Here is a 21,715-nt window from a genome sequence, read left to right on the forward strand (position 1 = left end):
CCCGCCGCGCCCGCCGCGCCGGTGCCCGAGCCGCCGCGCAGCCGCGTGCTGGTGGTGGACAACGACCCCGACGTGCTGCGCGGCATGCAGGCCCTGCTGGGCGGCTGGCAGTGCGAAGTGCTGGCCGCGCGCGACGGCGACGAGGCCCTGCGCCTGGTGGCCACCGCCACGCCCGACCTGGTGCTGCTGGACTTCCACCTCGACGGCGGCCAGACCGGCCTGATGCTGCGCGAACGCCTGTGCGCGGTCCTGCCGGCGCGCCCCTGCGTGGTTATCACCGCCGACCACAGCACCGAAGTGCGCGACGCCGTCGCCGCCGCCGGCTGCACCCTGCTGCACAAGCCGCTCAAGCCCCTGGCCCTGAAATCCGTCATGGCCCGCCTGCTGCAGCAGCGCCCCCTGTAGGAGCGGCTTCAGCCGCGACAGTTGTTCGCGAAAAGCGGTCGCGGCTGAAGCCGCTCCTACAAGAGAGGCAGCGGTGCGGCCAGGGGACCGCGCCGACACAAAAGCAGCGCTGCGCCTACGGCATCACGCCCAGGTTCTCGCGCGCCAGCGGCGCCAGCGCGCCTTCCTTGAACGTCCGGGGCGTGGTGGCGATGTCGGCGTCGCCCGGCAGCGGCGCGCCGTCGGCCACGTGCGCCCAGGCGGCATCCAGCGCGCGGTAGCCATAGGGCAGCATCGGCAGGTAGCGCATGCCCAGCACCGGCAGGCCCAGGAAGGCGTCGAAGTGCTGGGCGTTGCGTACGCGCCAGTAGCTCACCGGCCGGCCCTGCGCCTCGCTCCAGCGCGCATATGCGCCGCCGCTGAAGGCTTCCGGCACCAGGCCGTCGTCGGCGCCGTGCACCACGATCACCGGCAGGCCGGCGCGCGGCGGCGCGGCGCGGGTTGCTTCGATGCCGGCGCGCACGGCGCTCCCCGCGTCGTCCCACAGCGCGCGCAGGCAGGCGTTGCCCGGCAGGCTGGGGTCGGCGCCGCTGGCCATGGCGTCGCGCAGGCCCACGCCGCTGCCCGGCGGGATGCCGCTGGCGTCGCTCCACCAGGCCGCGCGTTCTGCGGCGGTGGGCGCACGCGCCACGCCGTCGGCACCCATGGCGGCGAAGGAATAGCCGCAGGGCATGTCGCCCGGGCCGGTGCGGGCGTAGGCCGAGGCGTAGGTGACGTTCACCGCGCGCCACAGGTCGAAGTTGCTGCTCAGCACGCCGGCGGCGACGGCCGCGTCGGTCCAGCCGCCGGCCAGCAGGTGCTCGCGCGCGGCCTCGGCCTGGGCCTGCGTGTCATCGGCGGACACCAGCCCCGCGGCCTTGAGCGAAGCGCAGCGCGTGGCGCCGGCCGGCGACTTCGCGCCGCCCGGGCGGGCCAGCACCACGCCGTCGTAGGCGGCGGCATTGAGCGCGCAGGGCATCCAGAGCGCGGCGTCGGTGCCGTAGTCGTAGAGCGCGCGGCCCTGGTCGCCGGCCAGCACGTTGGGCGACACGGCGACGACGGCGTCGAAGGCGTCGCCCGGCAGCTCGGCGGCACGCAGCACCGCGCCGCCGCCGTTGGACACGCCCACCGCGATCACGCGGGTGTTGTCGTGCGTCCAGGGCCCGGCCTGCGGGTGCGCGAGTTCCAGCACCTGCAGCGCCACCGCGGCGGCCTGTTCGACGTGGCGGCCCCAGTCGGCTTCGGGGTTGTCGCCGGAGTGCGCGTGTTTCACCGCGATGGGCGCGATGCCGCCAGCGGCCGCGGCACGCGGCACGGAAAATTCCACCGGTTCGCCGGCTTCGGCCAGCTGGCCATCGAGCGCGAAGCCGCGACCGTCGGCGGTGTCCACGTAGCCGGTGCCGGCGCCCTTGTCGGTGTAGGCCACCGCGCAGCCGCGCGGCAGGCCCCAGGCGCCGGCCAGGGCGATGGCGCCGTAGATGCCGCGCGAGCCGGACGAGGCCGTGACCACCACGCAGCGCGCCTGCGCATCGAAGGCGTCGGGCAGCTGCACCATCACTCGGTGCGGCTGCCTGCGGCCGGGCAGGCGCGCCAGCGCGTGGTATTCGCGGCCGGGCACCGGCGCCAGCTGGCCGTAGACGTCGCCGTAGCCGCCGCCGGGGGCAAGGTCGGCGATGCCGCGCCAGTTCGTCCAGACGGCGCGGCGGCGCAGTTCCTGCGCGGTGGGGGCGTCGGGGTTGGCGAAGGCGGGCGGGGCGGGGCTGCGCAGGCCGGCTTCGCCGAGGCCGGCGGTAAGCAGGTCGTCGCCGTCCCGGTAGGTCTTCAGGTCCAGGCCCGCCTCGAGGTCGGGCGCACGGGGCGCGACGCCGGCGCAGCCGGCCAGCAGGAGGGCGGCGGCGAGGCCGGCGAGCGGAAGCAGGGCGGGGGATCGGTTCATGGCCAGACCTTAGCAATGGTGCCGGCGGCCGGCATCGTACCTTGGTACGACGCGCCGGAAACACGCGCCTGCTAAGGTGGGGAATCGTTTTCGAAACAAGGATCAACGCCATGGGCGACACCTTCCTGCGCGGCCGCGCGGCTCTGGTCACCGGCGCCACCTCGGGCATCGGCCTGGCCATCGCCCGCGCGCTGGGCGCGGCTGGCGCACGCGTCGCGGTGAACGGCCTGGGCAGCGACGCGCAGGTGGCCGCCGCGCTCGCCGCGGTGCGTGATGCCGGCGCACCGGAGGCCCGCCATTTCGGCGCCGACCTTGCCGACGCCGCCGTCGTGGAAACCATGATGCAGGATCTGGCCGACTGGGGCCCGCTGGACGTGCTGGTGAACTGCGCCGGCGTGCAGCACACCGCGCCGATCGGCGAGATGCCGGCCGCCACCTGGGACAAGCTCATCGCCATCAACCTCAGCGCCGCCTTCCACACCATGCGCCTGGCGATGCCGGGCATGGCCGCGCGCGGTTTCGGCCGGGTGGTGAACATCGCCTCGGTGCACGGCCTGGTGGCGTCGGTGAACAAGTCGCCCTACGTGGCCAGCAAGTTCGGGCTGGTGGGCCTGAGCAAGGTGGCCGCGCTGGAAGCCGCGGGCGCCGGCAGCCGCGCCAGCGGCGGCGTGACGGTGAACTGCGTGTGCCCGGGCTGGGTTGAAACGCCGCTGATCGAGCCGCAGATCGCCGCCCGCGCCGCGGCGCACGGCGGCGATCGGGACGCCGGCGTGCGCGCGCTGCTGGCCGAGAAGCAGCCCAGCGGGCGCATGTCGCTGCCCGAGGACATCGCCGCCACGGTGGTGTTCCTGTGCCGCCCCGAGGCGCACAACCTCACCGGTGCCGCCATCCCTGTCGACGGCGGCTGGACCTCGCAGTAACGGCCCGGGTTCGCCGGCTTCACGTAAAGTGGTGGCATGACCCGCCTGCTGATCGCCGACGACCACCCGCTCTACCGCCTGGCGCTCACGCAGGCGGTGCGCGGCGTGCTGCCGGAGGCGGTCATCACCGAGGCGGAAGACCTGCCCGGCGTGCAGGCCGCGCTGGCCGGACACCCCGACACCGACCTGGTGCTGCTCGACCTGCACATGCCCGGCAGCCACGGCCTGGTCGGCCTGGCTTCGCTGCGCGCGGAACACCCGGGCGTGGCGGTGGCCATGATCTCGGCGCACGAAGACCCGGCCACCATCCGCCGCGCGCTGGCCTACGGCGCCGCCGGCTACCTGACCAAGCGCGCCGACCTGGCCGAGCTGCAGGCCGGCCTGCGCGCCGTGCTGGCCTGCGAGGAATGGCTGCCGCCCACCCTGCGCGAAGCCGTGGCGAACGCGCCCGCGGAACCCGGCGACCGCGAAACGGCGGCCCGGCTCGCCACGCTCAGCCCGCAGCAGTTCAAGGTGCTCACGCGCGTCGCCGAAGGCCGGCTCAACAAGCAGATCGCCGACGAACTGGGCATCCAGGAGCGCACGGTGAAGGCGCACATGAGCGCCATCTTCGAGAAGCTGGGCGTGCGCAACCGCACCCAGGCCGGCGTGCTGCTCGGTTCGCTGGCGCTGGTTGATCCCGCGCGCGAAGCCTGATCAGCGCCAGAACGGGATCACCCAGGGCAGGGTGACGTCCTCGTCCTTCGCCTGTTCGTCGCCGGGCTCCGGCGGCATCACCGCCACCTCGTGCCGGCCCGGCGCCAGCGTGGCCACCGGCAGCATGTAGAGCAGGCCGCGCAGGTCGCGGCGCGGGTCGGCGTACCACTGCGGCGGCGGCGCGGGCTGGCCGTCGAGGGTCACCGTGAAGCCGGCCGCCACGCAGTCGAGCTGCGCGCGCCGGCGTTCGCGTTCGTCGGCATCGAGGGACCTCGGCGAATCGCCGCCGCCGCACCGGGCGAACAGGTTTCCATGCAGCGCCGGCACGTAGGGCACCACCAGCGCCACGTAGTCGCCTTTCGCCACCGGCGCCGGCACGAAGGGCACCGCCGGGAGCGCGCCCGGTTCGTGCATCGAGGCGTAGTTGCGGCCGTCCACGCTGTCGGCCATGCCACGCTGCGGCTTGGGGAACGCGGCGTAGCTGCCCAGGCCCAGCTGGTTGCGCGTGAGGGCCAGGCCGGCGGTGCTGCCCAGCATGCCGGCGAGCATCACCACGAACACCACCGCCATGCCCTTCTTCTCGCCCACGTTGGTCTGGAACACGGTGACCATGGGGTTCGAATCGCGGCCCATGCCCAGGCGCGAATAGAACTCCAGGGTCGTCTCGCAGGCGCGGTGCAGGAAGGAGCCGGGCGCCAGCTTGGCGCCACGCTGCTTGTCGATCGCGGCGGCGGCCATCATGGGCAGGAAGGTCAGCACCGACAGCAGGGCGAACAGGGCGCTGGTGGATTCGGGCCGGCCCATCAGCCATCCGGCCAGCAGCGCCAGCAGGAACAGCGCGGACACCAGCACCGAGATCGGCACCAGGATCAGCGCCAGCGAAATGCCCAGCACGAACACCAGCGTGGCCAGGTTGTCCGCGCCCTCGATGCGCTCGGGCATGGGCTTCCAGCGCCGGATCATCAGCGCGCGGTGGATGGGGCCGCCGCGCAGGCGGTCGAAGCGCGGGCCGCCCGGGTACACCGACTCCAGCCCCACCAGCGCCACCCACCAGGCGCGCAGCAGCAGGTGGAAGGCGAAGGCCATCGTCAGCAGCGTCAGCGCGCCGTTGCCGTAGGTGAACAGCACGCTGAAGATCATGCGCGGGTTCTCGGCCAGCCGCGGGATCAGTTCGCTGCCCCAGGCGGTCATGGCCTGCGTGGCCTGGAACATGGTGAAGACGGTGGCGCCCGAGAGCAGAAGCTCCATCTCCCAGGTGGGCGTGGTGCGCTTGGGCAGGGCGTTCGGCGACGCGTCGGTCTCGGGGGTGTCCTGCATGGGCATCGGTCGGCGTCCTTCGGAATGCGGCCTAGCCTGTCAGACGCCCTGCGGGGGAACAAGGTGACGGTGTTAGCATCGCGACCGCCCGGGCCGGGGAGCCCGATGGGGAAACGTGGATGAAGAACCTGCTTGTCCTGGTCGTGCTGGTGGTGCTGGGCGCCGTGCTGCACAAGGCCTTCCTGTCGGACCGGCCGCTGGTGCGGGTCAGCACCGGCCAGTTCGCCAACCCCTATCCGCCGTCGTCGGAGCTGCATGCGCAGCACCAGGCCTTCGTCGACGCCGCCAACGCCGACGAGAAGCTGCGCGAGCGTTTCGCCGGCACCTTCACCAGCAAGGGCCTGTACGCCGAACTCAAGCTGGCGCTGTCCCGCGGCGCGCAGACGCTGGACGCCGGCACCCTGGTCAACGCCACGCGGGCCATGGCGGCGGTCATCCCGCGCCTGCCCGAGGCCAGCTGCGCCAAGCTGATCCGCCCGGCCGACGACTTCGACCCCGAGCTGGGCCAGGACGTGCGCGATGCCTTCGAACGCCTGCCGGCGCGGCACCACCGCAATTTCCTCGACTTCTACCTCAAGGCGCTCAAGGCCGAGGTGCACGGCGCGCCGGTGGTGCGCGTGGACAAGGAAGTCAGCCAGCGCGCCCTGCGCCACCTGGGCGAAGCCTACCCCGGCGATTTCGGCCGCCGGCTCGAGGCCGTGCTGCGCGACCCGGTGCGCGCCGCCGACGAGGACGCCTGCTGGGCCATCAATTCCATGACCCATACCTCCACCCAGCTCGACGACGAAAGCGCCGAGGCCATGTCCCGCCTGATCTGGGGCGGGGGCGGCTGAGCCAATGCGCCGGGCGCTGCTCTGGCCGGCGATGGCCCTGGGCGTGGCCTGGGCCAGCCCGCTGAGCCTGGCCGGCCTGCTGGCGGGGCTGGTGGCGCTGCCCTTTGGTGCCCGCCCGCGCTGGTCCGACGCCGCCCTGGTGTTCCACCGCTATCCCTGGGGGCCGGGCGGGGCGTTGACCCTGGGCAACGTGATCCTGCACACCGGCCAGTCGCTGGACGAGAGCACGGTCACCTATGCCTGCGCCGCCCGCGGCGGTCGCGACGACACCGTGCGCCTGGGCGACCACGAGCGCGCCCACGTGTACCAGGCGCTGGCGCTGGGGCCGCTGTTCCTGCCGCTGTATTTCGCCTGCGGCGGCATCAGCCACCGCAACCGCTTCGAACAGGCCGCCGACCGCTATGCCCGCAGCGGCCGGGGCTGGTGGCCCTGGGCCCGCGGTTGACGGCGCGCAAACCGCGGCCGGGCCACGCTGGTAGACTGGTTTCACGTCCCCGACACACGGTGCCGCCATGCAGGCCCTCGATTTCCCCGGTTGTCGCCAGCTGTTCGCGATGATTGACGACGCCGTCGCCACCGGCTGCGAGCGCGAGACCACCACCCGCATCCGCAACGGCCTGGCCGAGCTCATCCGCACCCAGGCGGTGCAACTGCCGGCCTGCGTGCTCGAACCGGTGGCCGACCACTACGCCCGCCGCGAGCTCTACCGCTGCGAGGAGAGCGGCTACAGCGTGGTCGCCATGACCTGGGGCCCGGGGCAGGGCACGCTGATCCACGACCATTCGGGCCTGTGGTGCGTCGAAGGCGTCTGGCACGGCCAGCTGGAAATCACCCAGTACGAGCTGCGCGAGCAGGACGGCGAGCGTTTCCGCTTCGAAGCCGTGGGCACCAACATCGCCGGCGTCGGCTCGGCCGGCAGCCTGATCCCGCCGCACGAGTACCACACCATCCGCAACCCCAGCGCCAGTGGCGTGGCGGTGTCGCTGCACATCTACAAGCGCGCGCTCACCTGCTGCTCCATGTTCCATCCCGACCAGGGCGAGTGGTACACCCGCGCCGCCCGCCAGCTGGGGCTGGACGAGGCCGCCTAGGCTATAATCGCCGCGCCCACGTGCCGGTGTGGCGGAATGGTAGACGCGGGGGACTCAAAATCCCTTGCCAGCGATGGCGTGTAGGTTCGAGTCCTATCACCGGTACCAAAAGACCCGCGGAAGCGGGTCTTTTGTTTTCAGAGCCTGGCGAGGAAGCCGCCGATGGCGGGGCCGAAGCGGGCGATGTCCACCAGGAAGGCGTCGTGGCCCTGCGGGGATTCGAGCGCCAGGAATCCGGCCTCGGCGCCGCCGGCGCGCAGGCCGTCGGCCACCTGCTCCTGCTGCTGCAGCGGGAACAGGATGTCGGTGTGCACGCCGATGGCCAGCGCCTTTTCCACCCTGATCGAGGCCAGGCCCTTCATCACGTCGCCGCCGCCGTATTCGGCCACGTCGAACCAGTCCATCGAGCGGCTGAGGTAGAGGTAGCAGTTCGGGTCGAAGGTGCGCACGAAGCGGCGCGCATGGCCCTCGAGGTAACGCTCGACCTCGAATTCCAGGCCGAAGGGGTCGTCTTCGCGGCATTCGCTGTCGAGCCGCACGCGCCCGAAGCGGCCGTCCCATTCCATCGCCGAACGGTAGGTCACCACGCCCAGCTTGCGGGCGATGCGCATGCCGTTCTCGGGGTAGGCGTGCTCGTCGTAGTGGCCCTGGTTCCAGTTCGGATCGAGCCGGATGGCCTCGCGCTGCAGCGAGCGGATGGCGATGGAGAAGGGCAGGGCCTGGGCGCTGCCCGACACGTTGACGTGCGACCGCGCCGCGCCCGGGAACAGCAGCAGGTAGGCCAGCGCGCTCATGCCGCCCATCGAGTTGCCGATGACGCAGGCCAGGGTGTCGATGCCCAGGGCGCGCACCACCACCTGCGCCGCGCGCGCGCCGTCCTCGATCGACAGGTCCGGGAAATCGAGGCGGTAGGGCTGGCCGGTGGCGGGGTTGGTGGACGCCGCGCCGGTGCTGCCCTTGCAGCTGCCCAGCGAATTCACGCAGACCACGAACCAGCGGTCGGTGTCGATCGGCTTGCCGGGGCCCAGCATGGCTTCCCACCAGCCCGGGTCGGGGTTGCCGGCGTTCGAGGCGGCGTGCGCGTTCGGCGACAGGCCGGTGAGGATGAGCACCGCGTTGTCGCGCGCCGGATTGAGCGTGCCCCAGGTTTCGTACGCCATCCGCGCGCCGGCCAGGGCGCCGCCGCGCTTGAACGGGAAAGGACTGGGCAGGTCGACGTAGCGGGTGCCGGGGGGAACGGTTTCGGTCATTCCACCACTTTACCAATCACCAGCGTCGCCGCGGCGCCATCGGCCACCGCCAGCTCCACCGGCTCGGCTTCCAGGTCGCCCGGCGCCGCGCCGGCGTCGCCGGACTTGGACACGCGCGCCATCAGCCGCACCTTCGCCTGCATCGACAGCTTCTGCGCCGGCATCAGGCCGTCGGCGTCGGAGAGCGTGAGCTGCAGCGGGAAACCCGTCGCCGGCAGGCGCTTCACCGCCACCGGCAGGCCCGCGCCGTCGGTGGTGCGGGCGAACACGAACAGGGTGTCGCCTTCGGCCAGCTTCGCCGCCAGCGCCGGCGCCAGTTCGATGGTGACGGTGAGCGTGGGCCCGGCGGCGGCGGGTTCGGGTTCGGGCAGCGGCGGCAGGCCCGCCTGTTCGCGCGCCATGGCCAGCTGCGGGCGCAGGGCGTCGGCGGTCTGCGCGTCCACCAGCGGCAGCAGGCGGCCCCAGAACTCGGCGGCTTCGGCCGGCTGGCCGGCCTGCAGGCGCTGGGCGCCGAGGTAGAACAGGCCGCGCTGGTGCGTGGGCTGGCGTTCGACGGCGCGCTCGAGCAGTGCCACCGCCTTGGCGGGGAAGCGGCCATCTTCGGACGCGCGCATCAGCGCGTCGGCGTATTCGATCATCAGGTCGGCTTCGTCGGGCAGCAGGGCGTGCGCCTTTTCGAAGGCCGCCACGGCCTGCGGCCAGGCTTCCTGCGAGGCGCGGCTGCGGCCCAGCAGCACCCAGCCCTCGACGCTGCCGGGCTCGTCCTCGAGCTTGCGCTCTAGCTGCACGATGGCCTGCTCCAGGGTCTTGGGCGCTTCCACCAGTTCCGGGTCGAGCGCATCGGGCGTGCCCAGCAGCGCGTACAGGCCGGCGGTGCCGCCCAGCAGGGCCAGCGCCAGCGCCAGGGCCGTGCCCTTCGCATCCTTCCACAGCGGGCGCAGCACGAAGGCCAGCACGCCCACGCCCAAGGCCAGCGAGGCCAGCAGCAAGTTGCCCATCACCACTCCTGCCCGTCGTCGGACGGGTTGGCCGCCGGGGCCTGGGCGGCGCGGCGGCGCACCACCACCACCACGGCGGCAAGGCCGCCCAGCAGCACCAGGCCCGGGCCGAACCACAGCAGCCAGGTCGAGGGACGCACGGGCGGGTTGTAAAGCACGAAGTCGCTGTAGCGCGCGACCAGGTAATCCTTGATCTCGCGGTCGGTCTTGCCCTCGCGCATCAGCGCCAGCACCTGCAGGCGCAGGTCGTGGGCGATCTGGGCGTTGGAATCGGCCAGCGACTGGTTCTGGCACATCACGCAGCGCAGTTCGGCGCTGAGCGCGCGGAAGCGGGCTTCCTCGGCGTCGTCGCGGAACACGATGGGCTCCATGGCGCCGGCGGCGGCCGACAGCAGCATCAGCAGGGCGAACAGCCAGGCCTTCATTCCAGCGTCTCCAGCGCGGGCAGCAGCTGCTGCTGCACCACCTCGGGCGTGATCGGGCCGACGAACTTCCAGCGGATCACGCCCTGCGCGTCCACCAGGAAGGTTTCCGGCGCGCCGTAGATGCCCCAGTCGAGCGCGGCGCGGCCGTCGTAGTCGGTGATGACCAGCGAGTAGGGGTTGCCGAACTGCTGCAGCCAGCGCTGCGCGTCTTCCGGCTCGTCCTTGTAGTCGTAGCCGACGACCTTGATGCGGCCGCTCTGCGCGAGCTCGGTGATCACCGGGTGCTCGTCGCGGCAGGCCGGGCACCAGCTGCCCCAGACGTTGAGCAGGTAGGGTTCGCCGAGCAGGTCTTCGTTGCTGACCAGGCGGTCGGGCTCGCCCAGCACCGGCAGTGAAAACGCCGGCGCCGGCTTGCCCACCAGCGGCGACGGAATGGCGCTGGTGTCCTTGCCGGAATTGCGCAGCACGCCCAGGCCCAGCAGCACGGCCAGCAGCGCGAACGCGAGCAGCGGAAGCAGGCGCTTGATCATGCCGGCACTCCTGCCGGCACGGGCCGGCGGAAGCGGCGGTCGAACACCACCACGAAGCCGCCCAGCGCCATCAGCAGCGAACCCAGCCAGATCAGCCGGATCCAGGGCTTCACGTACAGGCGCAGCGCCCAGGTGCCGTTGGCGTCCAGCGGTTCGCCCAGCGCCACGTACAGGTCGCGGGTGAGGCCGCCGTCGAGCGCGGCCTCGGTCATCACCTGGCCGCCGGCGGCGTAGGCGCGTTTTTCCGGGTGCAGGGTGGCGATCTCGCGGCCGTCGCGGCGCACCACCACGGTGCCGTGGTCGGCCAGGTAGTTCGGGCCCTGGCGCTTTTCCACGCCTTCGAAATGGAAGTCATGGCCACGCAGTTCGAAATGCTGGCCGGGTTTCGCGGCCACGTCCTTCTCGATGCTGGTGCTTTCGGTGATGAACACGCCCGCCACGAACACCGCGATGCCCGCGTGCGCCAGCAGCATGCCGGCCATTTCGGCGGTGAAGCGCTGGCCCTGGCTGGTGGATTTCAGGCGCTGCCAGGCGAAGCGCGCCGTGCCGGCGGCCACCCAGGCCGCGCCGAGCAGGCCGAAGGCGGTCTTGGCGGTGCCGTGGGGCCAGGCGAAGAAGGTGATGACCGCCACCACCCCCGCCAGCACCGCCCACGGCGCCAGCCAGCGCAGCGGCTGCGACAGGTCCTCGCGCTGCCAGCGGGTCAGCGGACCGAAGGGCACCAGGGCCACCAGCGGCGCCATCAGCAGGATGAACAGCAGGCCGAAGTAGGGCGGGCCCACGGAAATCTTGCCCAGGTCCAGCGCCTCGGCCAGCAGCGGGTACAGCGTGCCCAGCAGGATCATCGCCGCGGCGGCGGTGAGCAGCAGGTTGTTGGCCAGCAGGAAGGTTTCGCGCGACGCGGCGGCGAAGGGCTTGCCGGTTTCCATCTTCGGCGCGCGCAGGGCGTAGAGCAGCAGCGAGCCGCCGATCACCACCACCAGGAAGGCCAGGATGAACATGCCGCGCTCGGGGTCCGAGGCGAAGGCGTGCACGCTGGTCAGCACGCCCGAGCGCACCAGGAAGGTGCCCAGCAGCGACAGCGAAAACGCCGCGATCGCCAGCAGCAGGGTCCAGCCGCGGAAGCTGCCGCGCTTTTCGGTGACGGCCTGCGAATGCAGCAGCGCCGCGCCCACCAGCCAGGGCATGAAGCTGGCGTTTTCGACCGGGTCCCAGAACCACCAGCCGCCCCAGCCCAGCTCGTAATAGGCCCAGAAGCTGCCGAGCGCGATGCCCAGGGTCAGGAAGGCCCAGGCCACGTTGGTCCACGGCCGGCTCCAGCGCACCCACTGCGCGTCCACCTTGCCGTCGATCAGCGCCGCCACCGCGAACGCGAACGCCACCGCGAAGCCCACGTAGCCGGTGTAGAGCAGGGGCGGGTGGAAGATCATGCCCGGGTCCTGCAGCAGCGGGTTCATGTCGCGGCCTTCGGCCACGGCCGGCAGCAGGCGCTCGAACGGGTTCGAGGTGAACAGCGTGAAGGCCAGGAAGCCCAGCGCGATCATGCCCATCACCGCCAGCACGCGCGCCACCACCGGCATCGGCAGCGCCTTCGAGAAACGCGCCACCAGCGCCGTCCACAGCACCAGGAACCACAGCCACAGCAGTAGCGAACCCTCGTGCGCGCTCCACACCGCGGTGAACTGGTAGGCGCGCGGCAGCAGCGAGTTCGAGTTCTGGGCCACGTATGCCACCGAGAAATCGTGCTGCAGGAAGGCCCAGGTGAGCAGCGCATAGGACACCGACACGACCACCAGCAGCGCGTAGGCCAGCGGCCGCGCCGTGGCCATCCACGGGGCCAGGCCGCGCTGGGCGCCCAGCAGCGGCAGCACCGACAGGGCCAGCGCCAGCATCAGCGCCAGCGCCAGGCTCACCAATCCAAGTTCGGGCAGCACTCAGTAAGCTCCCTGGTCGTCGGGCTTGGCCTTGTCGTCGACCTTGTGCTTTTCATGCGCCTTGCCCATGGCCTCGGCCACTTCGCGCGGCATGTACTGCTCGTCGTGCTTGGCCAGCACCTGGGTGGCGATGAACTCGTCGCCCTGGCGGCGGCCGGTGGCGATGACGGCCTGGTTCTCGCGGAACAGGTCCGGCAGGATGCCTTCGTAGTGCGCGGTCATCACCGCGTCGCCGTCGGTGACGCCGAAGCTCACCTTCAGCGTGCCGTCTTCGCGCCTGAGGCTGTCCTTGGCCACCATGCCGCCCAGGCGGAATACGGCCTGGTCGGCGGCTTCGCCGGCATAGACCTGGCTGGGCGTGTAGAGGTAGGTGATGTTCTCGCGCAGGGCCAGGGTGACCAGGCCGGCGGCGACCGCGGAGGCGGCCACCAGGCCCAGCACCAGCCACAGGCGGCGCTTGCGGGTGGGGTGCATCATTCGACGGCTCCGGTATTTCGGGTGGCTTCGCGGCGGGCGCGCTGCACGATGTTGCGGCGGGCGCGGGCCAGGCGCAGGCGCGGCGCCAGGAAGTCCCAGGCGAGGTAGGCGACGAACACCGCATAGGCGCCGACCACGTACTCGAGGTAGCTCATCGCGGCACCCCCGCGGCGGCGCGGGCCCAGTCCTTGCCGGACTCGCGCTCGAGGTTGTCGGCGCGCGCGCGCTGCAGCAGCGAGCCGATGAACCAGAACTTGGTGGCGAACACCATCACCCACAGCGGCCAGGCCATGGACGCGTCCATGGTGGATTCGCCGAAGAGCTTGATGGTGGCGCCCTGGTGCAGCGAGTTCCACCACTCCACCGAGTAGCGGATCACCGGCAGCAGCACCACCCCGACGATGGCCAGGAAACCGGCGGCGCGCGCGGCGGCGCGGCGGTCCTCGATGGCGGCGTTGAGGCCGATGACGCCCAGGTACAGGAACAGCAGCACCAGCTCGGACGTGAGCCGCGGGTCCCAGTCCCACCAGGTGCCCCACATGGGCTTGCCCCAGATCGAACCGGTGGCCAGCGTGACGGCGGTGAACAGGGCGCCGATGGGCGCGCAGGCCATGGCCAGGATCTCGCAGAGCTTGATGTGCCAGATCAGCGCGATGGCGGCGTACACGGCCATCAGCCCGTACACGAACAGGCTCATCCAGGCGGCCGGCACGTGGATGTAGAGGATGCGGAAGCTGTCGCCCTGCTGGTAGTCGGCCGGCACGACGAACAGCGCGCCGTAGATGCCGATGGCCATGCCCAGCAGGCCCAGGCCGAAGCCCCAGGGCGTCCAGCGCGCGGCGAAGCGGTCGAAGGTGGGCGGCGAGCCGAGTTGGTGGAACCAGAGCAGGACGGGATTCACGGCGTTGGCGTCGTCGGTCAGGTCAGGGCGATACGGATCGCCGCGGCGGCGGCGAGCGGGGCAAGCACCAGGGCAAGGACCAGGCCGGCGGCCAGCAGCAGCAGCGCACCGGCCCAGGGAAGGCCCTGTGCGGCGGCCATCACGCTGCCGGCGCCGAACACCAGGACCGGCAGGAACAGCGGCAGCGCCAGCAGGGCCAAAAGCATACCAGAGCGCCGTATCCCGACCGTGAGCGCCGCCACCACCGCGCCCATCAGGCTCAGCAGGGGCGTCCCCAGCGCAAGCGAGACCATCAGCACGGGCAGGAGTTCCCCGGGCAGGAACAAGAATTCCGCCAGCACCGGCGCCACCAGCACCAGGGGCAGGGCGGTGGTGGCCCAGTGCACGGCCACCCGTACCGCCAGCAGCCAGGCCAGGGGCACGGGCGCCAGCAGCATCTGTTCGAGGCTGCCGTCTTCCAGGTCGCCGCGGTAGAGCGAATCGAGGGTGAGCAGGCCGGCCAGGAGCACCGCCACCCACAGCACGCCGGGCGCGATCTTCGCCAGTTGCTGCGGGTCCGAGCCCAGGGCCAGCGGGAACAGCGCCACCACCATCAGCGCGAACAGCAGCGGCTGGGCCGCGTCGCCACGGCGGCGCCAGACCAGGCGCAGGTCGCGGCGGGCCTGGGCCTTGGCCGCGGCCAGCAGGGACGGCGCGCTCATGCCGGCCTCCGCGACGGGCCCAGCGCCAGCGTGCGCACCGGCACCGGCGGGGCGGCGTAGGCGCCGTGCGTGGTCAGCAGCACCGCGCCTCCGCGTGCCACCTGGGCCTGGATCAGCCGGTTCACGAGGGCGATGCCGTCGAGGTCGAGGTTGGCGTAGGGCTCGTCGAGCAGCCACAGCGGCGCCGACTGCAGGCGCAGCCGGGCCAGGCCCAGGCGCTTGTTCTGGCCGGCGGACAGGCGCCGGGCCGGGGTGTCCTCGTAGCCGGCCAGGCCGACCTCGGCCAGGGCCTGCACGAGATCCGCCGGCTCGCCGCCGTTGAGCGCCTGGGCGAACTGGAGGTTTTCCAGCGTACCCAGTTCACCTTTGTGACCGGGCAGGTGGCCGAGGTAGGCGCTGCCGCGGGCCAGGTGGTCGCGGTCGACCGGGCGGCCCTGCAGCCGCACTTCGCCGCCGCTGGCGTCGAGCAGGCCGGCCAGCACGCGCAGCAGGGTGGTCTTGCCGGCGCCGTTGCCGCCCAGCACCAGCAGGGCCTCGCCGGGCCGCAGTTCGAAGTCGAGCGGGCCGAACACCGGCTCCTCGTTGCGCGAGAACGCCAGCCCGCGGGCTTGCAGCAGCGGGGCGTCGGCGGGCTCGTGGGGCTTCATTGCGCGGGAATGCTACCGACTCGCTTCAAGCAGTGTCCATGACGCCCGTCAATCACCGCGATCGCCGTCTTCGTTTGAGATTCACACCCATGTCGGTGAGAATCGGGAATTCCGTTCATCTGCAGGACAGCCCCACCATGCGCGCAACCCCCCTCATGCTCGCGATCGCCCTTGGACTGGGCCTCGCCGCGCCCGCGCAGGATGCGCTGGCCCGTCCCGAAACCGCGGTGGAGAAGCGTTCGGAAACGCTGTCGCGCTGGATCGTGGTGTTCGAGGAGCCGGCCGCCGGCAGCTTCCGCGGCTTCCCGCCCGGCGACCGCCGCCGGCCCAAGCTCGCGGCCACCAGCCCGGCCGTCACCGGCGCCCGCAAGTACGTGGCCGAAAGCGTCGAGGCCGTGGCCTACCTCGATTACCTGGCCGACCTGCGCCGGGCCCGCCTGGCCGATGCCTCGGTGCGCCTGGGCCGGCCGCTGGAGCCGCGGTACGTCTACCAGCACGCCATGAACGGCGTCGCGCTCGACCTGACCGCCGAAGAAGCCGAGCGCCTGCGCGACGTGCCCGGCGTCGAGGCGGTGCGGCCCGACTTCAAGCGCTACCTGCAGACCCAGTACGGCCCGGCCTGGATCAATGCCGACGAGGTCTGGAGCGGCGCCGCCACCGGCACCGCGCGCCGCGGCGAGGGCATCGTGGTCGGCGTGATCGACTCGGGCATCAACCGCAGCCACGTGGCCTTCTCCGGCGTCGGCATCAGCAACCCGCTGGGCAGCTACAAGGGTTATTGCGCCAGCACGCCGGCGGCCTGCAACAACAAGCTCATCGGCCTCTGGGACTTCACCATCGGCAACACCGGCCTGGGCGAGGCAGCCGATACCGACGGCCATGGCACCCACGTGGCCGCCACCGCGGCCGGCAACGCCTACCTGACCAACTACACCGGCGTGGCGCCGCGCGCCAACCTGATCGCCTACAAGGGCTGCGGCGACGACAGCGAGGGTTGCGACGGCTCCGCGCTGATCCGCTCCATCGACCAGGCCGTGGCCGACGGCGTGGACGTCATCAACTATTCCATCGGCGGCGGCAGCGAGGACCCCTGGGCCTACGTGGGCCAGGCGCCGTACAACGACACCGAGGCCTTCCTGGGCGCCCGCGAGGCCGGCGTCGTGGTCGCGGTGGCGGCCGGCAACGACGGCCCGAACCCGGGCACCGTCACCAATCCGGGAAATTCGCCCTGGACTTTCGGCGTCGCCGCGGCCTCTTCCAACCGCAACGGCAATGTCACCGCGGACGTCCTGGCCAGCTTCAGCGGCCGTGGCCCGGTCGTTCCGCTGAGCGTGCTCAAGCCCGACATCACCGCGCCGGGCGTGACGATCACCGCCGCCTACATCGGCAGCACCAGCGCGATCGCCACGCTCAACGGCACCTCGATGGCGACGCCGCACGTCGCCGGTGCCGCGGCGCTGCTCAAGTCCACCAACCCCTCGCTCACCGCCGACCAGGTGATGTCCGCGCTGAGCCTGACGGCGCAGCCGGTGGTGCGTTCGGGCGTGCCCTTCGCCAACCCGCACGAGCAGGGCGCCGGCCGCGTCGACGTGGGCCTGGCCGCCCGCGCCGGGCTGTACATGGAAGTACCGGCGGGCAGCTTCCGCAACGCGCGCGCCGCCGTGTTCACCGGCGGGGCCGAGGACCTGAACCTGCCGACGATGGCGCATGCGGGCTGCTTCCAGACCTGCCAGCTGACCCGCAGCTTCAAGCTGATGCCGGGCGCCAACCCGGCCAGCTACACCGTGCAGGCGCAGCTCTCCGGCGGCGCCACCATCACGCCCAGCGCGGCCGGCTTCGTGTCGAGCGCGCAGGGCTCCGCCATCACCTTCGACATCGACGTCAGCGCGGCCGGCCTGCCCGGCACCTGGGTCTATGGCTCGGTGACCCTGGTCAACACCAGCGGCGACGGCCGCCCGAACCTGCGCCTGCCGGTGGCGGTGTACGCCTCGCCGGTGTCGGACGAGTCCGGCGTGCCGGCCGAAGTGGCCATCGACGCCAGCCGCGAGCGCGGCTTCACCGACGTGGCGCTTGATTCGCTGCTGCCGCTGCCCAACGCGCGCTTCCGCATGACCGACCTGGCGGTGCCCGCCACGTCGGTGCGCAACATCACGGTCGACCCCACCAACACCGAGATCTACGACGACGTCACCAGCAACTACTACGAGACCTTCACCATCCCGGCCGGTGCCGGCGTGCGCCACCGCGTGCGCGTGACCACCCGCGCCGCGGCGCCGGACATCGACCTGTTCGTGGGCCGCGACATCGACAACGACGGCCGCCCGGACGAGTCCGAGGAGCTGTGCCGCTCCACGTCGGCGGCGTCCAACGAAACCTGCGAGTTCACCGTGAACGGCGCGGCGGCCGCCCAGACGTACTGGCTCATGGCGCAGAACTGGTCCGGCGCCGGCACCAACGTCACCGTGTCGCGCACCGTCATCGCGGCGGTGCCCGGCAGCAGCGGCGCCCTGGTCGCCACCGGCCCGGGCAACGTGCCCGCGGACACGCCCTTCGCGGTGCGCATCGGTTACGACGTGCCGGCGCTGGCCGCGGGCGACGAGCGCATGGCGCTGCTGCTGGTCGAAGCCGCCCCGGGCGAGCGCGTGATCGAAGTGCCGGTGCGCCTGGTGCGGAGCGGCAGCGCGCTGGCGCCGTTCGCGCTGTCGGCGGGCGTGGCCCGCAACGTGCGCCTGGCCCCGGGCGCCGCGCACGACACCCTGGTGTTCGACGTGCCGGCCAATGCCACCTCGGTCACCTTCCGGACCCAGGGCACCGGCTCGGTGTCGCTGTATGCGGCGCGCGTCGCCAGTCCGGCCGCGCCCGTGGTGGCGCCGGCCCCGGCCCGCGACGCGCCGGGGGTGCTCTCGGCCACGGCCGCGGGCGCCAACCAGGTGATCACGGTGTCCGGCGGCAGCCTGCAGCCGGGCCGCTGGTACGTCACCCCGGTCAACACCGGCGGCGCCGCGGCCGAAGTGGCCGTCAGCGCCACCATCGACGCCGTCGGCGCGCCGCTGGTGGTGCGCGGCGGCTCCTACTACGCGCCCGCCCGCGGCGGCCACGGCATCTTCATGTACCCGGCCGGCGCCGAGCGCGCGGTGCTCTGGTACACGTATTTCCAGGACGGCACGCCGACCTGGTACTACATGCAGGCGCCGCAGCCCGGCGACAACGGCAGCTGGAGCACGCCGATCTACCGCGCGGCCTGGAACGGCAGCGCCAACCACCTGGTGCAGGTGGGCAACGCGGTGATGACCGCGGTCACCGACAAGCAGTTCTCGTTCGCCTACAACCTCGACGGATTCACCGGCGTCGAGTCGATGGATGCCTTCCTGACGGGCTGCCCCACCGTCGGCGGCCAGCCGCTCGACAGCAGCGCGAACTGGTTCGACCCGGCCCGCGCCGGCAGCGGCTACAGCGTGCAGGTGCACCCGGGTTACGAGTTCATCGCCGCCTTCATCTACGACAACCTCGGCGTGCCGCGCTTCCTGGCAGCCGAGCGCGGCGGCGCCTTCAACACCGGCAACAACCCGGTCCAGCTCGACCAGCTGCAGGGCTTCGCGCCGCTGGGGGCCTACTCGGCGCCGGTGCGCACGGCGGTGGGCACGGTGTCGCGCCAGTACGGCGCCACCGCCATCACCGGCATCACGCTCGACGCCACCTTCGCCAACGGCGTCGGTGGCGGTTGGAACGTGGTGGACAACGTGGTGCCGCTGGGAAGCACCCAGGGCTGCGCGCCCTGAGCCCGGCCAAGGAACGCGCGATGACCCCCGAGACCAAGCTGCCCAAGGTCGGCACCACCATCTTCACCGTGATGTCCCAGCTGGCGCTGGAGCACCGCGCGGTGAACCTGGGCCAGGGCTTTCCCGATTTCCCGGTGCCGCAGCGGCTGGTGGACGAGCTCGCGCGCGCCATGGCCGAGGGCAAGAACCAGTACGCGCCCATGACCGGCATCCCGGCCCTGCGCCAGGCCATCGCCGCCAAGACCGCGCGCTGCTACGGCCGCGTCGTGGACGCCGACGCCGAGGTGACGGTCACCTCGGGCGCCAGCGAGGCCATCTTCGACGCGGTGCTGGCGGTGGTGCGCCCGGGCGAGGAAGTGGTCGTGCTCGACCCGTGTTACGACTGCTACGAGCCCGCCATCGACCTGGCCGGCGCCAAGGCCGTGCACGTGCCGCTGGACCCGGTGGATTTTTCGGTGGACTGGCAGCGCGTGCGCGACGCCATCACCCCGCGCACGCGGATGCTGATGATCAACAGCCCGCACAACCCCTCGGGCGCCATGCTGGGCCCGCAGGACATGGCGGTGCTGGCCGAGATCCTGCGCGGCAGCCAGGTGCTGCTGCTGTCGGACGAGGTGTACGAGCACATCATCTTCGACGGCGTACGGCACGAAAGCGTGCTGCGCTACCCGGAGCTGGCGGAGCGCGCCTTCGTGGTGTCGAGCTTCGGCAAGACCTACCACTGCACCGGCTGGAAGGTTGGCTACGTGGTGGCGCCGCCGGCGCTGAGCGCCGAATTCCGCAAGGTCCACCAGTACAACACCTTCTGCACCTTCGCCCCGGCGCAGTGGGCGTTCGCGGCCATGATCGGGCAGGAGCCGGAGCACTACGAACAGCTCGGCGCCTTCTACCAGGCCAAGCGCGACCGCTTCCGCGAGCAGCTCGGCCGCACCCGGCTCAGGCCGCTGCCGGTGCCGGGCGGCTACTTCCAGCTGGTGGACTATTCCGCCGTCAGCGACCTCCCCGACGCCGAATTCTGCCGCTGGCTGACCATCGAAAAGGGCGTCGCGGCGATCCCGCTGTCGCCGTTCTACGAAACGCCGCCGGCGGGCCAGCGCCTGGCGCGCCTGTGTTTCGCCAAGGTCGAGCCCACGCTCGACGCCGCCATCGAACGCCTGGAAAAGCTGTGAGCCTGCCCGACCTGCGCGTTTCCCTGGTGCAGGGCGACACCGCCTGGCACGACCCCGCCGCCAACCGCGCGCGTTACGGCGCCGCGATGGCGCCGCTGGCCGGCCACACCGACCTGGTGGTGCTGCCGGAAACCTTCACCTCCGGCTTCAGCAACGAGGCCCTGGCCTCGGCCGAGACCATGGACGGCCCCACCGTGGCCTGGCTGCGCGAACAGGCTGCCGCGCTCGGCGCCGTGGTCACCGGCAGCGTGCAGCTTCGGGTGGGCGAGGGCGTGTACAACCGCCTGATCTGGGCCACGCCCGACGGCGCGCTGCACCACTACGACAAGCGCCACCTGTTCCGCATGGCGCGCGAGCACGAGCGCTACGCCGCGGGCAAGGACCCGATCACGGTGGAACTGAAAGGCTGGCGCGTGCGCCCGCTGGTCTGCTACGACCTGCGTTTCCCGGTGTTCATCCGCAACCGCTTCGGCGCCGAGGCGGAAGGGCGTTTCGACTACGACCTGCTGCTGTTCGTGGCGAACTGGCCGGCCGCGCGCCGCTATGCCTGGAGCACGCTGCTGCGCGCCCGCGCCATCGAGAACCTGAGCTATGTGGTCGGCGTGAACCGCGCCGGCACCGACGGCAACGGCATCGCCTACAGCGGCGACAGCGCCGCGCTTGATTTCCTGGGCATGCCGCTGCTGGAGCTGGACGAAAAGCCGCAGGTGGCCACTACGGTGCTGTCGGGCGCGAAGCTGGCGGAACACCGCGAACGTTTCCCGGCCCAGCTCGACGCCGACCGGTTCACGCTGCTCGACTGACTCAGGCGCTCGCCGCCACCATCACGCGCTTGCCGTGCGCCAGCTGCTCGTAGCCGCCCGCCGGCACGGGCAGCACCTGCGCGTGGCGGAAGCCGACCTTGCGCAGGATCCACAGCAGGGCGTCGAGGCTGGGCACCAGGCAGATGCCGGTGGTGGAGGTCTCGGGGCCGTGGGTTTCGTCGGTTTCGTCGACGATGGCGAAGCTGCCCGTGAGCGGCTTCACGAAGGTGTGGTGGCCGTAGTCGATGGCGCCCGACAGGCCGGGCGCGACCTGGGTTTCGATCAGGCACAGGCCGCCGTCGGCGGTGAGCGCGCGCGCGGTGCGCAGCGCGCCAACCGGGTTTTCCAGGTGGTAGATGAGCCCCAGGCAGAGCACCAGGTCGAAGCGGCCGTCGCGGGCCGGGTCGAGCGAGTGCACGTCGGCCTGGCGGAAGCGCAGCGTTTCGTGGCCGCAGGCTTCGGCGATGAGCCGGGCGTCCTGCACGTGCTGTTCGCGCGCGTCCACGCCCAGCACGTCGCGGATGCCCATGGCCGGCAGTTGCTGCGCGAACCAGCCTTCGTGGCAGGCCAGGTCGATGGCCTTCACGCCGGCGCGCGCGGGTGAACCGAAGTGCGCGGCGACCGCCGCCTGCAGCATCTGCAGGCGGGTCTGGTGGATCAACGCGACGTCGGGGCTGACGTAGGTTTCCGTCACCGCGCCGGAAGCGAGGCGGAACGGATAGAACCACTGGCGCGCCAGGCAGCGCGCTTCCAGGCTGGCCATCGGTCAGTCGTCCGAGGGCAGGCCTTCGGGACGCTTGGGCTTGAAGCCGCGCGGGCCACCGCCGCCGGGACGCGGGCCGCCGCCGCCACCCGGACGGGCGCCACCGCCGCCGCCAGGCTTGC

General features: G+C 72.0%; 22 protein-coding genes and 1 tRNA gene. 10 read left to right on the forward strand and 13 right to left on the reverse strand.

Annotated features, from left to right (window positions below; all coding sequences use genetic code 11):
* Positions 1 to 405, forward strand: a 405-nt coding sequence (locus N790_RS11980; RefSeq protein WP_043804473.1) for a response regulator, incomplete at its 5' end; no start/stop codon positions are given.
* A 115-nt stretch (positions 406 to 520) separates the two neighbouring features.
* Here N790_RS11980 and N790_RS11985 read toward each other — a convergent pair.
* Complete coding sequence (locus tag N790_RS11985) at positions 521 to 2,359, reverse strand: 3-hydroxybutyrate oligomer hydrolase family protein (protein ID WP_084062892.1); 1,839 nt, start codon at positions 2,357 to 2,359, stop codon at positions 521 to 523.
* Positions 2,360 to 2,469: 110 nt separating this feature from the next.
* On the opposite strand from N790_RS11985, the gene N790_RS11990 reads away from it, so the two are divergent.
* Both N790_RS11990 and N790_RS11995 read left to right on the forward strand, forming a co-directional pair.
* The gene (locus tag N790_RS11990; RefSeq protein ID WP_043804474.1) at positions 2,470 to 3,279 is read left to right on the forward strand and encodes a 3-hydroxybutyrate dehydrogenase; all 810 of its coding nucleotides are present in this window, start codon (positions 2,470 to 2,472) and stop codon (positions 3,277 to 3,279) included.
* 36 nt (positions 3,280 to 3,315) lie between these two features.
* Positions 3,316 to 3,975 (forward strand): response regulator, encoded by a 660-nt coding sequence (locus N790_RS11995; protein ID WP_043804475.1) that lies wholly within the window; start codon positions 3,316 to 3,318, stop codon positions 3,973 to 3,975.
* On the opposite strand, the gene N790_RS12000 is transcribed toward N790_RS11995, so the two are convergent.
* Positions 3,976 to 5,292, reverse strand: coding sequence for a hypothetical protein (locus tag N790_RS12000; protein ID WP_156970065.1), 1,317 nt, complete (start codon positions 5,290 to 5,292; stop codon positions 3,976 to 3,978).
* A gap of 119 nt (positions 5,293 to 5,411) precedes the next feature.
* On the opposite strand from N790_RS12000, the gene N790_RS12005 reads away from it, so the two are divergent.
* From N790_RS12005 to N790_RS12020, 4 genes are all read left to right on the forward strand, one after another.
* On the forward strand, positions 5,412 to 6,125 hold the full coding sequence (locus tag N790_RS12005) for a hypothetical protein (protein ID WP_043804477.1): 714 nt from the start codon (positions 5,412 to 5,414) through the stop codon (positions 6,123 to 6,125).
* A gap of 4 nt (positions 6,126 to 6,129) precedes the next feature.
* A complete protein-coding gene (locus N790_RS12010) occupies positions 6,130 to 6,570 on the forward strand; it encodes a hypothetical protein (RefSeq protein ID WP_043804478.1) in 441 nt (146 codons plus the stop codon).
* A gap of 67 nt (positions 6,571 to 6,637) precedes the next feature.
* Positions 6,638 to 7,216 (forward strand): cysteine dioxygenase family protein, encoded by a 579-nt coding sequence (locus N790_RS12015; RefSeq protein WP_043804479.1) that lies wholly within the window; start codon positions 6,638 to 6,640, stop codon positions 7,214 to 7,216.
* Positions 7,217 to 7,238: 22 nt separating this feature from the next.
* Positions 7,239 to 7,324: transfer RNA gene (locus N790_RS12020), tRNA-Leu, on the forward strand.
* A 29-nt stretch (positions 7,325 to 7,353) separates the two neighbouring features.
* On the opposite strand, the gene metX is transcribed toward N790_RS12020, so the two are convergent.
* The 10 genes from metX to ccmA are packed head-to-tail and all read right to left on the reverse strand — an operon-like array spanning position 7,354 to position 15,079.
* Positions 7,354 to 8,466, reverse strand: a complete 1,113-nt coding sequence (metX, locus tag N790_RS12025; protein ID WP_043804480.1) for a homoserine O-acetyltransferase MetX — start codon at positions 8,464 to 8,466, stop codon at positions 7,354 to 7,356.
* The gene (locus tag N790_RS12030; RefSeq protein ID WP_043804481.1) at positions 8,463 to 9,464 is read right to left on the reverse strand and encodes a tetratricopeptide repeat protein; all 1,002 of its coding nucleotides are present in this window, start codon (positions 9,462 to 9,464) and stop codon (positions 8,463 to 8,465) included. Before N790_RS12030 ends, metX begins: the two co-directional genes overlap by 4 nt.
* Positions 9,464 to 9,889 carry a cytochrome c-type biogenesis protein gene (locus tag N790_RS12035; protein WP_043804482.1) on the reverse strand — a complete coding sequence of 142 codons (426 nt, stop codon included), beginning with the start codon at positions 9,887 to 9,889 and terminating at the stop codon, positions 9,464 to 9,466. The genes N790_RS12030 and N790_RS12035 overlap by 1 nt, the downstream gene beginning before the upstream one ends.
* On the reverse strand, positions 9,886 to 10,419 hold the full coding sequence (locus tag N790_RS12040) for a DsbE family thiol:disulfide interchange protein (RefSeq protein WP_043804483.1): 534 nt from the start codon (positions 10,417 to 10,419) through the stop codon (positions 9,886 to 9,888). The genes N790_RS12035 and N790_RS12040 overlap by 4 nt, the downstream gene beginning before the upstream one ends.
* Entirely contained in the window at positions 10,416 to 12,353 is a 1,938-nt protein-coding gene (locus N790_RS12045; protein WP_043804484.1) for a heme lyase CcmF/NrfE family subunit, read from the reverse strand. The genes N790_RS12040 and N790_RS12045 overlap by 4 nt, the downstream gene beginning before the upstream one ends.
* On the reverse strand, positions 12,354 to 12,827 hold the full coding sequence (gene ccmE / locus N790_RS16130; protein WP_043804493.1) for a cytochrome c maturation protein CcmE: 474 nt from the start codon (positions 12,825 to 12,827) through the stop codon (positions 12,354 to 12,356).
* The gene (ccmD, locus tag N790_RS16135) at positions 12,827 to 12,985 is read right to left on the reverse strand and encodes a heme exporter protein CcmD (RefSeq protein WP_156970066.1); all 159 of its coding nucleotides are present in this window, start codon (positions 12,983 to 12,985) and stop codon (positions 12,827 to 12,829) included. The genes ccmE and ccmD overlap by 1 nt, the downstream gene beginning before the upstream one ends.
* Entirely contained in the window at positions 12,982 to 13,731 is a 750-nt protein-coding gene (ccmC, locus tag N790_RS12055; protein ID WP_043804486.1) for a heme ABC transporter permease CcmC, read from the reverse strand. The genes ccmD and ccmC overlap by 4 nt, the downstream gene beginning before the upstream one ends.
* Positions 13,732 to 13,748: 17 nt before the next feature.
* On the reverse strand, positions 13,749 to 14,432 hold the full coding sequence (ccmB, locus tag N790_RS12060) for a heme exporter protein CcmB (RefSeq protein WP_043804487.1): 684 nt from the start codon (positions 14,430 to 14,432) through the stop codon (positions 13,749 to 13,751).
* Positions 14,429 to 15,079, reverse strand: coding sequence for a heme ABC exporter ATP-binding protein CcmA (gene ccmA, locus N790_RS12065; protein WP_043804489.1), 651 nt, complete (start codon positions 15,077 to 15,079; stop codon positions 14,429 to 14,431). The genes ccmB and ccmA overlap by 4 nt, the downstream gene beginning before the upstream one ends.
* Positions 15,080 to 15,216: 137 nt before the next feature.
* Between ccmA and N790_RS12070 the strand changes: the two genes are divergently transcribed.
* Genes N790_RS12070 through N790_RS12080 form a run of 3 tightly spaced genes read left to right on the forward strand, consistent with a single transcriptional unit; the run spans position 15,217 to position 20,830 of the window.
* The gene (locus tag N790_RS12070) at positions 15,217 to 18,858 is read left to right on the forward strand and encodes a S8 family serine peptidase (RefSeq protein ID WP_169742185.1); all 3,642 of its coding nucleotides are present in this window, start codon (positions 15,217 to 15,219) and stop codon (positions 18,856 to 18,858) included.
* 20 nt (positions 18,859 to 18,878) lie between these two features.
* Positions 18,879 to 20,027: a pyridoxal phosphate-dependent aminotransferase gene (locus tag N790_RS12075; RefSeq protein ID WP_043804495.1), complete on the forward strand. Its 1,149-nt coding sequence runs from the start codon at positions 18,879 to 18,881 to the stop codon at positions 20,025 to 20,027.
* 2 nt (positions 20,028 to 20,029) lie between these two features.
* Positions 20,030 to 20,830, forward strand: a complete 801-nt coding sequence (locus N790_RS12080; protein ID WP_043804496.1) for an amidohydrolase — start codon at positions 20,030 to 20,032, stop codon at positions 20,828 to 20,830.
* Position 20,831: 1 nt separating this feature from the next.
* Here N790_RS12080 and N790_RS15335 read toward each other — a convergent pair whose 3' ends face one another.
* On the reverse strand, positions 20,832 to 21,593 hold the full coding sequence (locus tag N790_RS15335) for a class I SAM-dependent methyltransferase (protein ID WP_052385911.1): 762 nt from the start codon (positions 21,591 to 21,593) through the stop codon (positions 20,832 to 20,834).
* Positions 21,594 to 21,715 lie beyond the last annotated feature (122 nt).

Source organism: Arenimonas malthae CC-JY-1 (assembly GCF_000747075.1).
In the GTDB taxonomy this organism is placed as follows: Bacteria; Pseudomonadota; Gammaproteobacteria; order Xanthomonadales; family Xanthomonadaceae; genus Arenimonas; species Arenimonas malthae.

Excerpts from the sequence above, each read along its gene's own strand:
- N790_RS11985 (WP_084062892.1), bottom strand. The coding sequence starts at position 2,359 with ATGAACCGATCCCCCGCCCTGCTTCCGCTCGCCGGCCTCGCCGCCGCC.
- N790_RS11990 (WP_043804474.1), top strand. The coding sequence starts at position 2,470 with ATGGGCGACACCTTCCTGCGCGGCCGCGCGGCTCTGGTCACCGGCGCC.
- N790_RS11995 (WP_043804475.1), top strand. The coding sequence starts at position 3,316 with ATGACCCGCCTGCTGATCGCCGACGACCACCCGCTCTACCGCCTGGCG.
- N790_RS12000 (WP_156970065.1), bottom strand. The coding sequence starts at position 5,292 with ATGCAGGACACCCCCGAGACCGACGCGTCGCCGAACGCCCTGCCCAAG.
- N790_RS12005 (WP_043804477.1), top strand. The coding sequence starts at position 5,412 with ATGAAGAACCTGCTTGTCCTGGTCGTGCTGGTGGTGCTGGGCGCCGTG.
- N790_RS12010 (WP_043804478.1), top strand. The coding sequence starts at position 6,130 with ATGCGCCGGGCGCTGCTCTGGCCGGCGATGGCCCTGGGCGTGGCCTGG.
- N790_RS12015 (WP_043804479.1), top strand. The coding sequence starts at position 6,638 with ATGCAGGCCCTCGATTTCCCCGGTTGTCGCCAGCTGTTCGCGATGATT.
- metX (WP_043804480.1), bottom strand. The coding sequence starts at position 8,466 with ATGACCGAAACCGTTCCCCCCGGCACCCGCTACGTCGACCTGCCCAGT.
- N790_RS12030 (WP_043804481.1), bottom strand. The coding sequence starts at position 9,464 with ATGGGCAACTTGCTGCTGGCCTCGCTGGCCTTGGGCGTGGGCGTGCTG.
- N790_RS12035 (WP_043804482.1), bottom strand. The coding sequence starts at position 9,889 with ATGAAGGCCTGGCTGTTCGCCCTGCTGATGCTGCTGTCGGCCGCCGCC.
- N790_RS12040 (WP_043804483.1), bottom strand. The coding sequence starts at position 10,419 with ATGATCAAGCGCCTGCTTCCGCTGCTCGCGTTCGCGCTGCTGGCCGTG.
- ccmE (WP_043804493.1), bottom strand. The coding sequence starts at position 12,827 with ATGCACCCCACCCGCAAGCGCCGCCTGTGGCTGGTGCTGGGCCTGGTG.
- ccmD (WP_156970066.1), bottom strand. The coding sequence starts at position 12,985 with ATGAGCTACCTCGAGTACGTGGTCGGCGCCTATGCGGTGTTCGTCGCC.
- ccmB (WP_043804487.1), bottom strand. The coding sequence starts at position 14,432 with ATGAGCGCGCCGTCCCTGCTGGCCGCGGCCAAGGCCCAGGCCCGCCGC.
- ccmA (WP_043804489.1), bottom strand. The coding sequence starts at position 15,079 with ATGAAGCCCCACGAGCCCGCCGACGCCCCGCTGCTGCAAGCCCGCGGG.
- N790_RS12070 (WP_169742185.1), top strand. The coding sequence starts at position 15,217 with ATGCGCGCAACCCCCCTCATGCTCGCGATCGCCCTTGGACTGGGCCTC.
- N790_RS12075 (WP_043804495.1), top strand. The coding sequence starts at position 18,879 with ATGACCCCCGAGACCAAGCTGCCCAAGGTCGGCACCACCATCTTCACC.
- N790_RS15335 (WP_052385911.1), bottom strand. The coding sequence starts at position 21,593 with ATGGCCAGCCTGGAAGCGCGCTGCCTGGCGCGCCAGTGGTTCTATCCG.